The sequence below is a fragment of the Micromonospora sp. NPDC047756 genome (genome assembly GCF_055587245.1).
In genome coordinates, this window is record NZ_JBVJGQ010000009.1 from 65,570 (window position 1) to 79,871 (window position 14,302).

Below are 14,302 nucleotides of genomic sequence, written 5' to 3' on the forward strand. Positions count from 1 at the left end.
GTCAGCCGGTGACGCGCCCGGCGTGGATGGCGCGGACCGCCTCGATGGTGTCCGCCTCCGCGGCGGACTTGTCGTCGCGATAGCGCACCACCCGGGCGAACCGCAGCGCCATCCCGCCGGGATAGCGCGAGCTCGTCTGCACCCCGTCGAAGGCGATCTCCACCACCTGCTCGGGCCGGACCCGGACCACCCAGTCGCCGCGTTCCACGGCGAGGCCGAGGAACCGTTCGGTCTGCCACCGCAGCAGCTCGTCGGTGAGCCCCTTGAACGTCTTGCCGAGCATCACGAAGTCTCCGGTGCGCGCGTCACGCGCACCCAGATGCAGGTTGGACAGCCAGCCCTTGCGTCGGCCGCTGCCCCACTCGACGGCGAGCACCACCAGGTCGAGGGTGTGCCTCGGTTTCACCTTGACCCAGGCGGCACCGCGCCGGCCGGCGTCGTAGGGGGCGTCCGGCGCCTTGACCACGACGCCCTCCTGCCCGGCGTCGAGCGCGGCGGCGAACGCGGCACCGGCCTGCTCCGGGGTCTCGACCTCCATCCGGCCGACCAGCAGCGACGAATCCACCGAACCGGCGAGGGCCGCCCACCGCTCCCGGCCGGGAAGGTCGATCAGATCCTCACCGTCGAGGTGCAGCAGGTCGAAGAAGTACGGGGTGAGCACTGTGGCGCCCGTGCTGGCGGCCGCCGCGAGCACCGCCGGAGCGACGGGTGTGCGCCCGGTGGTGCTGGGGGTGGTGCGTCGGGCGGCCCGGCTCGACGTCTGCTGGAACGGCAGCGGGCGACCGGCCTCGTCCAGGCCGATCGCCTCGCCGTCGAGGACCAACTCCCGGCCCGGCAGGGCACGGACCGCGGCGACCACCTCGGGCACCCGGGTGGTGATCTCGTCGAGGCTGCGGGTGAACACGGCGATGTCGGTGCCGGAGCGGTGCACCTGGATGCGGATGCCGTCGAGCTTGACGTCGACCACCGCGGGCGTGCCGGTCGCGGCGAGCGCCTCGTCGACCGAGGGGGCGCTCTGCGCGAGCATCGGCGCCAGCGGGCGGCCGACCTGTAGGCCGAAGCCGGCCAACTCGGCGGCCCCTCCGGCCAGCGCGGCCACCGCCACCGCCCGGAGATCACCGGCGAGCAGCAGCGCCCGGCGAACCGCCGCCACCGGCACCTCGGCGGCCCGGGCCACCGCGTCCGCGAGGAGGCCGGCCTGGGCGCCCTGCCGTAGCTCGCCGCTGAACAGGCCGGTGAGCAGCCGCTGCTCGTCGGCCGTCGCCGCCGCGTAGAGGGTGCCGAGCAGGTCCCGCCGACGAGCCTGTGAGCCTGAGCCGCGCACCGCGGCGATCTGCGCGATGGCCGCGTCCACGCCGGCCACCGTCAACGTCGGCTCGGCGGCCGGTGGCGGCAGGTCACGCAGACTCGCGTAGCCGACGCCGGTCTGCCGTTGGCGCAGCTCACCGGCGAGATAGCCGGCCCCGGGCTCGACCTCGTCAGGGTCGAGCCGACGCAGCGCGTCAGCGAGCAGCTCCACCTTGGCCCGGCGGCCGCTGGTGGCGCCGACGGCGGCGGAGGTGGCTGCCAGATCGAGGAACCGCACGCAGCTCATCCTGCCAGTCACCTCCGACACCGCCCGGGCATTGCCGTGCCCGGGCGGTGTCGGCAGGGTGCCGCCCACTCACTGGACGACGGATCAGGGCCTGGGCGTGTGTCAAAGTCCTCGGTCGAGCCGAGGGCTTTGACACACGCCCTAAGCGGAGACGGGTTCCTCGATGCGCAACCCCCGGGCGCGGACCTCGCCGGCGACCCGGGAGAGCACCGAGTCGAGGGCGACCAGTGCGGCGGAGAGCTCACCGAGCTGTTCGTTGAGCGTGTCCTCGGACCACGCGGAGACATCGACATCTCCCAGCGCGCTGACAGCGGCCCCCAACCGGGCCATCACCTCGTTCGTACTCATGTACGAAAGGCTATAACAGCTGACCATCCGACACGCCGTAAACTCCCAGATCAGCCCCAAAGTTGCCGTTCTGACGCCTAACTGCTCACCGCCGCCACGTTGCGCAGGAGCAGCGCCTCGGCCAGGCAGACCCGGGCGAACTCACCCAGGTGCAGACTCTCGTTCGGGCCGTGCGCGCGGGCGTGTGGGTCCTCCACGCCGGTCACCAGGATCGCCGCCTTCGGGAACATCTCCTGGAAGGTGGCGATGAACGGAATCGATCCGCCGACGCCGATGTCCACCGGGTCGGTGCCGTCCCAGGCGGTCCGGAAGGCCGAGCGGGCGGCGTCGAACATCGGCCCGGACGCGTCGATCACGCACGGGTCACCGTCGTGTTCGAAGGTGACGGTCACCTGCGCACCCCAGGGCGCGTACCGCTCCAGGTGCGCGCGCACCGCCGCGTACGCCCGCTTGGGGTCGTCGCCCGGGGCGAGGCGGATGCTGAGCTTCGCCTTCGCGGCCGGGACCAGGGCGTTCGGCGCCTCGCCGGTGGACGGCGCGTCGACACCGAGAATGGCCAGCGCCGGCTTGGTCCAGAGTCGGTCGGTGATCCGGCCGGTGCCGATGAACTGCACGCCGTCGGCGAGCCCGGCCTCCGCCCGGACCCGGTCCTCCGGGTAGTCGACGGTCGCGCCCTCCCGGCCGACCAGGCCGTCCACGGCCACGTCACCGGCGTCGTCGTGCAGCGTCGCCAACAGCCGGACCAGCGCGGTGAGCGCGTCCGGCACGGCGCCACCGAACATGCCGCTGTGCACCGCGTGGTCCAGCGTGCGCACCTCGACGAAGCAGTTGACGATGCCCCGCAGCGAGGTGGTCAACGCCGGTACGCCGATGTCCCAGTTGCCGGAGTCGGCGATCACGATGACGTCCGAGGCGATCTCGTCGCGGTGCTCGGCCAGCAGTTGCTCCAGCGAGTCCGAGCCGTACTCCTCCTCGCCCTCGATGAAGAGGACCACGCCGACCGGCAGCGCGTCCCCGTACGCGCGCAGCGCCGCCACGTGCGCCATGATGCCCGCCTTGTCGTCGGCCGCGCCCCGGGCGTAGAGCCGGCCGTCCCGTTCCACCGGCTCGAACGGGTCGGACTCCCACAGCGACCGGTCGCCGACCGGCTGGACGTCATGGTGGGCGTAGAGCAGCACGGTGGGCGCGCCGGGCGGGGCGGCCCGACGGCCGATCACCGCCGGCTGGCCACCGGATCGCACGATGTCGACGTCCAGGCCACAGCCGCGCAGCAGTTCGGCGACCGCCTCGGCGGAGCGTTCCACGTGTGAGTGGTCGAAGCCCTCGAAGGCGATACCGGGGATGCGGACGAGGCGCTCCAGGTCGGCCCGGACGCCGGGCATCTCCCGCTCGACGGCGGCCCGCACCTCGGACTCGGTCATGATCGGTGAGGTCATGACCGGCATCGTATGCCGGCCTTACCTGGGCGTGCCGGCGGAGCCCGTACCGTCACCGCTGTCCGCGGTGCCGGCCCCGGCCCGCGCGCCCGGGGCGGCCCGGCCGGCGCGGTGTGCGCGGCCCGCCGCCTCGGTGGCGGCGTCCATCCAGGAACGGGCCCGACCGGCGGTGCCACCCACCCACTCGCCGACGTCGCTGGCGCCGTCGCCGAGCCGGCGCAGCAACCCGACCAGCGGGTCGGTCGACCGGCTGAACTCCTCCCGGTACGACTCGGCAGCCGCCTTGATCTCCTCCGACACGCTTGTCGAGCTGTCGTCCTCGCGGCGGGGATACTCCCCCGCCAGCACCCGCCCGTACGCCCCGGAGTCGATCCACTGGCGCAGCGACGCCGCCCGCGCCACCGGCGCCGGGTGGGTGCTCCACGCGGTCATCTTGATCTTGTGCAGGCTGTCGCGCAGGTCGCCGCCACCGGCGTACTCGGCGGCCTGCTCCAGGAAGGCCGTGGTGTCGACCTGGGACAGGTCGCCGCCGCCGGCGAGCTTCATCAGCAGCCGCAGCGCGGCGGCCGGGTCCTGCCCGGCGAGCAGGCCGGCCCGGTCGGCGGACAACTCCGCCTTGCGCCACCACTCGAGCATCGCCGCGATGATGGCGCGCAGCGCGATCGCGCCGACCGGCAACCAGCTCAGGTTGGCCGCCCACCGGGTGAGGATCATGAGCATGGTCTTGTAGACCGCGTGCCCACTGCCCACGTGGCCCAACTCGTGGCCGAGCAGGCAGCGCAGTTCGTCCTCGTCGAACTGCTGCACACAGGCGGAGTTCAGCACGATGAACGGCCGCTCCAGCCCGACCGCCTCGGCACCCAACCAGGGCGACTGGGTCACGTACAGCTCGGGCAGTTCGGCCACGTCGAGCGCCGCCGCGGCCTCGGTGTAGCGCTGCCACACCGCCGGATACTGCCGGTGGTCGACCCGGATGCCGGAGGCCAGCACGGACAGCCGGAAACCCCGCTCGTTCCACATCCCGAAGAACGCCCGCACCACGTCGTCGAAACCGCGCAGCTCCCGCAGCGCGACCAGGGCACCCCGATCGGCCGGGTGCTCCCAGGCCCGTGAGCTGATGCCGGTGAGGGTGATCCGACGTCGCGCTGGCGCGTCCGCTGCCGTCATGGTGGCTCCCCGTTCGCCGTAGCTCTCCGCATCGTGCCGCAGACCGTGGCCCACGTCCATGCCCCGCTCAGCAACGCCGCACGTAGTACCGGTCCGCGTCATTGGGCAGTGTCGGCGCGCCGTCCACCACCAGGTCGGCGTGGGTCGCGGTGTCGTCGACGGCGAAGTGCGCCCGCTCCCCGTCATGCCAGCGGCGCAGCTCGGCCAGGATCTCCGGCCCGTCCCGGGCTACCGCGCGGGCCAGCCGCAGCGACGCGGGCGCGGTGACGAACACGGCCAGCGTCAGCTCTGGCCGGACGACCGCCCGAGCGGCGCTGACCCCCTCGACCACCAGCACCGGAGCCACCGGAACCGGGACCGGCCGGGGCAGGAAACTCCGCCGGACCCAGCTGTACCGCAGGTAGGTTCCCGGCTCCCCGATACGCAGCGGGGCGAGCACCCCCTCGTCGAGCCGGGGCCAGAAGGTGACCTGGTCTTCCCACCCGTCGAGCAGGTCGTCGGTGTGCACCACCGGCGGTCGGCCGCCGAGCGGCCCCGCCAGGGCGTCCGCAAGCCGCGCGGCGAAGCGGCTCTTACCCGCGCCACTCGGCCCGTCGACCGCGACCAGCCGGGTCCGCCCCAACCGCGCCGGGCCCGCGAGCACCCGACGAGCCAGTTCGGCGTACGCCTCGACAACCGCGACTGTCGGTCCGCCGGTTTCCGGGTTCAGCGCAGCCCCCGAGCCCAACGCAGCGTGGCAGCGCGCGGTCTGACGTGGCCCGACCTTCCGTGGCCCAACCTCACGCGAGCCGACCTTCCGTGGCCCGACCTTCCGTGGCCCGGCCTTCCGTGGCCTGACCTCGCTTGGCGCATGACCGCAGTATGCCGCGACGGTCGCTGAGCACGGTGATCGACTCGGTTTTAGAAGTCGCGGTATCCCTGTCGGCCGGACACCGCGACTTCACTGAAGCCGTGTCGATCATGCCTGTTGGGCCGTGTCGATCATTCGTGGTGGGGTGGCATGGTGGGCCACTGTGACACGTCCGGCTGACCGCGCTGGGCGGCCACCGTCACGTCCGGGGGAATTGGTGCGGCGACGGGTGACGGGCGGCCCGTTCGCCGCCCGGGGTGCCACCGAATCGGCATGATCGGGTGGTGCTCCGAGACGTGATGAGCCCCGGTATAGACGCCCTGCTCGAACAGGCCCGCGCCGGGCTGCACCGACTGACTCCGCAGCAGACCGTCGAGGCGGTCCGCGGCGGCGCGTTGCTGGTCGACACCCGTACCGAACCGCAGCGCCGCGAACAGGGCGACTTGCCGGGGGCGGTCGTCGTCGACCGGACCGTACTGGAGTGGCGCCTCGATCCGGCCAGCGCCTGGCGGATCCCGGAAGCCACCGGGTACGACCGGGAGATCATCCTGGTGTGCCGGCAGGGTTACAGCTCCAGCCTGGCCGCCGCCAGCCTGCAGACTCTCGGGCTGCGCCGGGCCACCGACATGATCGGCGGCGTGGACGCCTGGCTCGCCGCCGGCCTGCCCACCACCGACCGCCCAGCCGACATCCGCCCCTGATCCTCACCGCCGTGCCGCCGGGTCCGCCTGGCCACCTCGCGGCCGAACCACCTCGAGCCTCGCCACCTAGGGCCTCGCCACTTCACGGCCGAGCCCGACCCAAGCTCGCCACTTCACGGCCGAGCCTGGCTCAAGCTCGCCTTCACGGCCGAGCCCGTCCCAAGATCGCGCTAGATCCAGGAAACAGGCCCCTCGTCGCGCGGACGAGGCCACTACAACAAGGATCCAGCACGATCATGGACGGTTCGCGCCTCCCACTCCCTGTGGGACAGCGGACCGACCAGGTCCACGCCCGGGTCAAGACCACGCACCGGCCAAGACCGATCGCAGGTCAAGACCAATCGCAGGTCAAGACCAATCGCAGGTCAAGACCAATCGCAGGTCAAGACCGTTCGCAGGTCAAGCGGGCGGCGGGCCGGGTGGGATGAAGGGCAGGTCGGCGGGGGGGCCGGCTTCGATGAGACGCCAGAGGGCATCGGTGTCCAGGTGTTCCTCGACCAGGTCGCCGAGCAGGTCGAGCGAGTGCTCCCGGGCGGCGGCGAAGCTGGTGGACGGTGCGACCCGGAACCCGCTGCGGCCGGCCAGGCGAGCCGCCTCGGTGAGGAACCATCGCCGGAACTCGTCGGACTCGAACGCCCCGTGCCAGTGCGTGCCGTGCACCACGCCGCGCACTGCGCCCTCCGCGACACCGTCGTCGCCGGTCAGCAACGGGGTCAGGTTCGGGTCGGCCTGCGAGACGTACCCATGGTGGATCTCGTAGCCCCGGACCGGAAGGCCACCGGGGCCGGTGCCCACCGACTGCCGGACGGTCTTGCGCGGGTCGAAGGTGATGTCGATGGGCAGCAGACCGAGCCCCGGCACGCTGCCCTGCCGGCTCTCCACCGGGTCGTGGATGGCGCGGCCGAGCATCTGGAAGCCCCCGCAGAGGCCGAGCAGGGGCTTGCCGGCCGCCACATGGGTGGCCACCGCGTCGGCGAGACCGGTCTCGCGCAGCCAGCCGAGGTCGGCGACGGTGGACTTGGAGCCGGGTAGGACGATCAGATCGGCGGCGGCCAGTTCGGCCGGTTCGATGGTGAGGCGCACCCGGACGCCCGGCTCGGTGGCGAGCGCCTCCACGTCGGTGGCGTTGCTGATCCGGGGTAGGCGGACGACGGCCACATCCAGCCATTCGCTGCCGTGCGGGGCGGCCGGTCGACCGAGCACCCGACCGTAGGCGAGTGAGTCCTCCGCGTCGAGCCACAGGTCCAGTGACCAGGGCAGCACCCCGTACGTGGGGCGGCCGGTGACCTGACGCAACATGTCCAGACCCGGCTGGAGCAGTCCGAGGTCGCCCCGGAACTTGTTGATCACGAACCCGGCGATCAGCGCCTGGTCGGCCGGGTCGAGCAGGGCCACGGTGCCGAACATCGAGGCGAAGACGCCGCCCCGGTCGATGTCGCCGACCACGATGGTGGGCAGGTTGGCGTGCCGGGCCAACCCCATGTTGACGTAGTCACCGGCCCGCAGGTTGATCTCCGCAGGGCTGCCGGCGCCCTCGCAGATCACCACGTCGTACGTCTCGCGCAGCTCGGCCAGCGCGGCGTACGCGGTCTCGGCGAGCCGGGGACGCAACTGCCGGAAGGTGCCCGCGGTGATCGTGTCGACCGCCTCGCCCAACAGCACCACCTGACTGGCCAGGTCGCTGCCCGGCTTGAGCAGCACGGGGTTGAACCGCAGGTCGGGTGCGAGCCCGCACGCCGCGGCCTGCATGGCCTGGGCGCGCCCGATCTCGCCGCCGCGCCCGTCCGCCCCGACGACCACCGCCGAGTTGTTCGACATGTTCTGCGCCTTGTACGGCGCCACCTTCACGCCCTGCCGGTGCAGCCAACGGCAGATGCCGGCGGTGAGCACGCTCTTGCCGGCGTCGGACGTCGTGCCGGCCACCAGCAGCCCGCCGCTCACCTCGCGCTCCCTCGACGTACAGCAGCGCCCATACCGACCGCCCGCAGCCCATGCTCACCGGCACCGGCCGGCCGCAGGGCCCCGGCCACACCACCCGAACCGCGCCCGCCGGCCGTGCCCGCCGGCCCTGGCCGGCCCCCGGCAGCGGTGAGCGCACGCCTGCCCAGCGCACCAACCAGCCGGCCGAGCGTCACCGGGTACGCGGCGGCCAACCCGACGGCGGCCAGCCCCACCGCGCCGGAGATCCGGGCGGCCCGTTTCAAATGCCGCGCCTCCGGGCGGGGACCGTCGCCGAGGAACGGCCGCACCTCGGAGCGCCCGAAGTAGACGTTGCGACCACCGAGGCGGACCCCGAGCGCGCCGGCCATCGCCGCCTCGCACTGACCGGCGTTGGGGCTCGGGTGGTCGTTGCGGTCGCGCCGCCACACCTGCCAGGCGCGCTGCCGGTCTCCGTGGGCGACCGGCGCGACGGCGATGGTGAGCAGCCCGGTCAGCCGGGACGGCAGGAGGTTGAGCGCGTCGTCCAGTCGAGCGGCCGGTGTGCCGAACCGCGCATAGCGGGTCGACCGGTGCCCGACCATCGCGTCGAGGGTGTTCGCCGCGCGGTAGCCCAGCAGCCCGGGCAGACCAGCGACCGCACCCCAGAGCAGCGGAGCGACCACCGCGTCGGAGGTGTTCTCCGCGACCGACTCGACGGTGGCACGGGCCAACTCCGACTCGCCCAGCGTCGACGGGTCCCGCCCGCAGAGGTGACCGAGGCGACGCCGGGCGGCGGGCAGGTCACCGTTACGCAGCGTACGACCCATGACGGTCGCCTCGTGCCGTAGCGTGCGGCCGCCCAGCACGGTCCAGGTGCCGGCCGCCACCAGCACCGCCCGGGTCACCGGCCGGTGGCGGGTAGCCGCCGCGGCGACCGCCCCGAGCAACACCGGCCCGCCCACGGCCAGCGCGGTGAACGCCGTACCCGCCGCTCGGTCCGGGCGGTAGAGGCGGCGCTCCAGCGCGCCCGCTGCCTGCCCGAAGCCGGCCACCGGGTGCCACCGGCGGGGGTCGCCGAGCGCCCTGTCCAGCGCGTACCCGGCCAGCAACCCCACCGCGTTCGCCATCGGCGCTGTCCGTCGCACCCGCACCACCTCCGGCCGGCCAGCCTAGACGAGCATTCCGTGAACCAGTCCAACTCACGGCCCCGCACCGACAGCGAGCACCCGTGGAGTGACCGGCCGGCAGACCTGCCGACGTCCGGTCACGCGGGGTGACGACGCTGGTCGCGCCGCCACCCCGCCCCCGTCGTGCCGCACCGCGCCGGGCCGGGTGGTGCCGCTGCGTCGCGGCACCGCTTCACCGCGGCGACCGGCAGGGTGCCTCGGTCGGCTCGACCGGTACCCGACCGCGACGGCCGAGCCGACCGGTCAGGCCGGCTGCGGAATCCGGCCCCGACCACGCCGCCCCCGACCGGGCTGCGTCGGCTCCGGCTGCCCCTCGTCGGGCACCGACCCCAACTCGATGTCCAGGTCACCGTCGGCGTTGTCGTCGGCCGCCTGGGGCGACGGGGCCAACTCGTCGTCGAGCGCCGACGCCGCGTCGGCCGGCCCGCCCGGTCCACCGCTGGCAAGCGCTCCGCCGTCACCGAAGACGCCGCCGCTCGGAGGGCTGTCGTCGTCGGTCGGGACGTTGCCGAACGGGCTGCTTCGCAGCTCCGCGTAGTCGGGCAGCTCGAAGTCGTCGTCCAGCGGACCGTCGTCGGGCAGCGCTGGCGCCTGCCCAGCCGGCACCGGCTCGGTGGGCTCGCCGTGCACCCGGCTCTCGGCCTCCGCGTCCTCCACCGTGCTGGTCGCCATGCTCGGCCGGTTGCGCAGGAAGCGGGCGCGCCCCCGGGACAGGTCATGACCGACGGCCACCGCCTCCAACTCGTAGAGCGTGCGGTGGTTACCGCCGTCGTCGGTCCAGTCGCGGGTGTAGAGCCGCCCGCAGACCACCACCGGATCGCCGACCATGACGGAGGCCGCCACCCCCTCGGCGAGCTTGCGCCAGCAGTTGACGCGGACCCGGAGCGAATTGCCGTCGACCCACCGGCCGCTGTCCCGGTCGAGTCGGCGGGCGGTGGAGGCGACCTTGAAGTTGGCCACCAGGGTGTTGCTCTGGGTCGTACGCCGCCACTCGGGCGTAGTCAGCACATTGCCGACTATTGTCACATAAGTGTCGAACATCGTCCCTCCAGGGAGATCGGGGCTGCCAGCGCGAGTCGACTCGACACGAGCATCGACACTCCGGACGCCCTCCGTGAGCGCCCGTCCCCGACCTGTGGATGACGAACCCACCTGTGGACAACGCCCTGATCAAGCCCGGATGTGGTACGCCCGACCCACCCGACCCGCCGTCCACGGTTTCCCAGGCCGCCCGAACTGGGTAAGGACTTGATCAACGCACCACCGACAGCTCCACGTCGACGAGAGGTCAGCGCCATGATGATCACTACCATCGGCTCCGCGAACGCTTCCGAGGCGCAGCGATGAGCGCCGCGGCGAACCCGGCCACCGTGGCGGAGTGCCTGCGGGTGGGCGCCGGGTTCTCGCAGGGCGACCGCAACTGGATCGCCGAGCAGTTCGGCACCCTCGACGCCCGGCTCGCCAGCTTCCACGCCGACGCCACCGAGCTGGAGGTGTCGGTGAAGGACCGGGAGGCGCGCGGCCAGAAGGTGACCCTGGAGTGCTGGATCGCCGGCCGACAGAAGATCGTCACCACCTCCGCCGAGGAGGACCTGCACGCCGCCCTCAACGACGTCCGGGACGACCTGCGCCGCAAGCTCAACGACGCCAAGACCCGCCAGGAGCCCCGGCACAACAAGCACCTGCGCGACCTCCCCCAGCCGCAGCTGGATGCCGACGAGCCCGCCGACCCAACCCTCCGCGCCGACGCGGAAACCGCCTGACCCACGCCATATCCCCGCGATCTTGCACTTTCGAACGCCGAATGGCGGCAATCGCCCCTTATGCCGGGACACAAAGTGCAAGATCGCGGGGGTGAACAGCGGCGGGGCGTGGGCTACCGCTGGGTAGGGGCGGCGGCGTAGCGTCGCGTTCGTGGAACCGGACGTGTTGGGGCCGCCGTACGAGCGGCAGACGATCGACCTGGGCACCGACGACGAAGGCCCCGTTGTCGCGACACTGGTCCGACGGCGGGCCGAGCGCCCCACCGGCCGGGCCGTGCTCTACGTGCACGGCTTCGTCGACTACTTCTTCCAGACCCATCTGGCTGACTTCTTCGCCGAGCGAGGCTGGGATTTCTACGCGCTCGACCTGCGTAAATACGGCCGGAGTCTACTCCCGGCCCAGACCCCGAACTTCTGCCGCGACATCAGCGACTACTTCCCCGAGCTGGACGCCGCCGCCGAGATCATCCGCAAGGACGACGGGCACGACACCCTGCTGACGATGGGCCACTCCACCGGTGGCCTGATCATCTCGCTCTGGGCAGACGCCCGCCGCGACACCGGCACCATCGACGGCCTGGTGCTCAACAGCCCCTTCTTCGACCTGAACGCCCCCTGGGCGGTCCGTCGACCCCTCGCGGCCGCCGCGTCCCGGCTGGGCCGCAGGGCGCCGCACCGCATCCTGCCGTTCGGGCTGGGCACCGTGTACGGCGAGAGCCTCCACGCCGACCACCGTGGCGAGTGGACCTACGACCTGGCGTGGAAGCCGCTGGCCGGGTTCCCGGTCCGGGCCGGCTGGCTGAACGCGATCCGCACCGGGCAACGCCGGCTGCGCGCCGGGCTGGACATCCAGGTCCCGGTGCTGCTGGCCTGCTCGACCCGGTCATTCCGGGGCACCAAGTGGCACGACAACGCGACCCTGGCCGACGCCGTCCTGGACGTCGAGCACATGGTCCGCTACGCGCCCCGGCTGGGTCGCCACGTCACACTGGCGCGCTTCGACGGCGGGTTGCACGACCTCACGCTCTCCGGCCCGGCCGTGCGGGCGAAGGTCTTCGACGAGGTGGGCCGCTGGGCCGAGGCGTTCCTCGCCGCCGGCCCCACCGCACCGGCCGACGGGCAGCCGGCCGACCCGGCGAAGGTGACGACGCCCGGCGGCTGACCGGGCGGAGCCGCGGTTCAGACGTCGCCGGACGTCGCCGGAAGGACGGCGCTGATCCGGTCGAAGGTCGCCACCGGGTGCGCGCCGACGCCGGGCAGGACCAGGCCCAGGCAGTACGGGGAAACCTCACCCGTGGCTTCGGCCTGCACGATGAAGACCGGCGCGCCGACGTACCCCGGCGGCAGCTCGGCGGTGATCAGCACGGCGTCCCCGTCGCGGACCACCCGCTCGATCGCGACCTCCAGCGGCCGCGACCCGTCTTCGCGTACCCCGTGGGCCAGCACGAAAGCGGAACTGGTGTCGGCGCCGAGGCGGGCGACCACCTCGGGCCCGGCGGCGATCCCCGCCGGCACCGGCTGGACGCGCCACCGCCAGCCTCCGTCGCCGGCATACCGGTGCAGGCCGGCGGTCGGCAACACGGCCACCCCGTCGCCGGCGAAGCGGGCCCAACCGGGCACGATCTCGGCCTCGGAAATGACGGCGGGGGCCACCCCCGCCGGCTCGGTGACGCTGGCCCGCAGGCTCAACTCACCACCCGAACCGCCCACCAGGTCGGCCGCCGTCAGCAGCGACTCTCCCACCGGGTCGTCGCCGCCCTGGAAGAAGAACGCGGTGCCGACGTCGCCCGATGACCGGTACGGCAGGATGGCGCGACCGACGACCTGGCACAGCTCGTAGGCGACGTCGCTCTCGGCGTCGGAATCCAGCAACACCAGCCCACGGTACGGTCCGGGGCCGGGCCGCCTAGCGGTAACCCGGATGCCCGCTACGAGGCGGACGTGAGACTCTGCTCGGCAACGTGGACGCGGGCACCCTTTTCGCCGTCGGGCAGTGGGACGGCGGTACCCTCTGGGCGCGACATCCACGCCACACGCGCCCGTAGCTCAGCGGATAGAGCAGGGGACTTCTAATCCCAAGGCCGCAGGTTCGAATCCTGCCGGGCGCACTTCACCACCGCAGGTCAGCGGCTTGCCGTGCCCGGTCCCGCCGATCACCTCATCTGAAGGCGGCAGCCAGGGCGCGGGCTGAGACGTCCATCCATCTTGCCTCTTCGCATACTGACGGTAGTATCTCCGTGTTTTTTGCTGATCACGGGGAGGAAGACCACATGCGATGGAAGTTCCCGGCCGGCGCCCTATTGGCGCTGGCCCTTCTGATTCCGGCGGCACCGGCGGCGGCTCACATCGAATCGCCCGGACTGAACGAGTCCTGCCAGACGGTCGAACGCAAGGCGTACAAGGACATCCGCGAGCTTTTCACCATCGACCTGGACACCGCCCCCGAGCAGGAGGTACGGGTGTTGGCGGCCCAGATCCTGTCCGCCGCGAACGCCGACTCGTTGCCGGTTCTGCCGGGTGCCATTCAGGAGGCACTGAAGGGCACCGAGGAAGAACTCCGCGCATTCCTGAAGACGGATGTGCAGAAAGCCTGGTCGGTGGCTCTGCGGATCACTGTGGTTCGCACGCTGACGGATGCTGGCCCCAACGTGGAGGCCGCCGCGCAGAAGGTGCTCGGCGAGACGGCCGTCGATGCCTACCTGGCTTACCTCAACGACGGCCTGTACGCCGCCCGTGAGCTTGACTGCGCGTCTCAGCCCACCCCGACGCCGACGGCCACTCCGAGCGCCACGCCCAGCGCGACGGCGACCGCGGCACCGACTCCTACTGCCTCCGCCAGCCCGGGTGCCCCCGGCGGCGAAAGCGGCGAAGGCGGCGAGGGCGGCGGGCTCCCCGTGACCGGTGCCAACACCCTGACCGTGGCCGGCATCGGCGGCGTGCTCCTGCTCCTCGGCGGCGCGGGCTACCTGATCGGACGCCGACGCCGTTCCCGCTTCGTGGCATAGCTCAGCCCGACGCGCCCGGCTCGATGCGTCGTCGGGCCGGGCGCGTCCGCGTCTGCCTGGCCGTCGTGGCTGCGGCGGCCAGCGCTCCACCGCCGGCGAGAACGGCATGATCCACACGGCTGTGGCCGCCAGGCTAGCGGGAACGTCAGGCCAGCGAGTCGAGCAGGACCAGCCACGACGGCCGCCCGGTTCGCAGCGCCAATTCCTTCCAGCGCCCTGTCGATGACCTCTCCGGCGTCAGCGGGTAGTTCCTGCGGTTGCGGCCACTGTGGCGTACCCGGGGATGGTGAACGTCGCTCCGATCGTCAGCGACATGACCGGCATTCAACAC

General features: G+C 72.5%; 12 protein-coding genes, 1 tRNA gene and 1 pseudogene. 5 read left to right on the forward strand and 9 right to left on the reverse strand.

Going from position 1 to position 14,302, the window contains the following annotated elements; all coding sequences use genetic code 11:
- Position 1: 1 nt before the first annotated feature.
- The 5 genes from ACZ6NZ_RS27940 to ACZ6NZ_RS27960 form a co-directional block, all read right to left on the reverse strand.
- Positions 2-1,594 (reverse strand): ATP-dependent DNA ligase, encoded by a 1,593-nt coding sequence (locus ACZ6NZ_RS27940; protein WP_465860951.1) that lies wholly within the window; start codon positions 1,592-1,594, stop codon positions 2-4.
- A 141-nt stretch (positions 1,595-1,735) separates the two neighbouring features.
- Complete coding sequence (locus ACZ6NZ_RS27945) at positions 1,736-1,942, reverse strand: hypothetical protein (RefSeq protein ID WP_030333429.1); 207 nt, start codon at positions 1,940-1,942, stop codon at positions 1,736-1,738.
- 77 nt (positions 1,943-2,019) lie between these two features.
- Positions 2,020-3,363, reverse strand: a complete 1,344-nt coding sequence (locus ACZ6NZ_RS27950; protein ID WP_465861125.1) for a M20/M25/M40 family metallo-hydrolase — start codon at positions 3,361-3,363, stop codon at positions 2,020-2,022.
- A gap of 36 nt (positions 3,364-3,399) precedes the next feature.
- Complete coding sequence (locus ACZ6NZ_RS27955) at positions 3,400-4,545, reverse strand: M48 family metallopeptidase (RefSeq protein ID WP_465860952.1); 1,146 nt, start codon at positions 4,543-4,545, stop codon at positions 3,400-3,402.
- A 67-nt stretch (positions 4,546-4,612) separates the two neighbouring features.
- Positions 4,613-5,272: a uridine kinase family protein gene (locus ACZ6NZ_RS27960; RefSeq protein ID WP_465860953.1), complete on the reverse strand. Its 660-nt coding sequence runs from the start codon at positions 5,270-5,272 to the stop codon at positions 4,613-4,615.
- A 422-nt stretch (positions 5,273-5,694) separates the two neighbouring features.
- Here ACZ6NZ_RS27960 and ACZ6NZ_RS27965 point away from each other — a divergent pair, with 422 nt between their 5' ends.
- Positions 5,695-6,096 (forward strand): rhodanese-like domain-containing protein, encoded by a 402-nt coding sequence (locus tag ACZ6NZ_RS27965; RefSeq protein WP_366612779.1) that lies wholly within the window; start codon positions 5,695-5,697, stop codon positions 6,094-6,096.
- A gap of 399 nt (positions 6,097-6,495) precedes the next feature.
- On the opposite strand, the gene ACZ6NZ_RS27970 is transcribed toward ACZ6NZ_RS27965, so the two are convergent.
- The 3 genes and pseudogenes from ACZ6NZ_RS27970 to ACZ6NZ_RS27980 all read right to left on the reverse strand — a co-directional run bounded on the left by ACZ6NZ_RS27970 (position 6,496) and on the right by ACZ6NZ_RS27980 (position 10,244).
- Entirely contained in the window at positions 6,496-8,037 is a 1,542-nt protein-coding gene (locus ACZ6NZ_RS27970; protein ID WP_465860954.1) for a cobyric acid synthase, read from the reverse strand.
- Positions 8,038-8,183: 146 nt separating this feature from the next.
- Positions 8,184-9,143, reverse strand: a pseudogene (locus tag ACZ6NZ_RS27975) (cobalamin biosynthesis protein); the annotation flags it as partial.
- 303 nt (positions 9,144-9,446) lie between these two features.
- Entirely contained in the window at positions 9,447-10,244 is a 798-nt protein-coding gene (locus ACZ6NZ_RS27980; RefSeq protein WP_465860955.1) for a single-stranded DNA-binding protein, read from the reverse strand.
- Positions 10,245-10,546: 302 nt separating this feature from the next.
- Here ACZ6NZ_RS27980 and ACZ6NZ_RS27985 point away from each other — a divergent pair, with 302 nt between their 5' ends.
- Both ACZ6NZ_RS27985 and ACZ6NZ_RS27990 read left to right on the forward strand, forming a co-directional pair.
- On the forward strand, positions 10,547-10,966 hold the full coding sequence (locus ACZ6NZ_RS27985; protein ID WP_465860956.1) for an HPF/RaiA family ribosome-associated protein: 420 nt from the start codon (positions 10,547-10,549) through the stop codon (positions 10,964-10,966).
- Between the two features lie 151 nt (positions 10,967-11,117).
- Entirely contained in the window at positions 11,118-12,128 is a 1,011-nt protein-coding gene (locus tag ACZ6NZ_RS27990) for an alpha/beta hydrolase (RefSeq protein WP_465860957.1), read from the forward strand.
- Between the two features lie 17 nt (positions 12,129-12,145).
- Here the strand turns inward: ACZ6NZ_RS27990 and ACZ6NZ_RS27995 are convergent, their stop codons facing one another.
- Complete coding sequence (locus ACZ6NZ_RS27995) at positions 12,146-12,841, reverse strand: hypothetical protein (protein ID WP_465860958.1); 696 nt, start codon at positions 12,839-12,841, stop codon at positions 12,146-12,148.
- A 160-nt stretch (positions 12,842-13,001) separates the two neighbouring features.
- Here ACZ6NZ_RS27995 and ACZ6NZ_RS28000 point away from each other — a divergent pair.
- Both ACZ6NZ_RS28000 and ACZ6NZ_RS28005 read left to right on the forward strand, forming a co-directional pair.
- Positions 13,002-13,074, forward strand: a tRNA-Arg gene (locus ACZ6NZ_RS28000).
- Between the two features lie 162 nt (positions 13,075-13,236).
- Complete coding sequence (locus ACZ6NZ_RS28005; protein WP_465860959.1) at positions 13,237-13,971, forward strand: LPXTG cell wall anchor domain-containing protein; 735 nt, start codon at positions 13,237-13,239, stop codon at positions 13,969-13,971.
- The last annotated feature ends 331 nt before the right edge of the window (positions 13,972-14,302 follow it).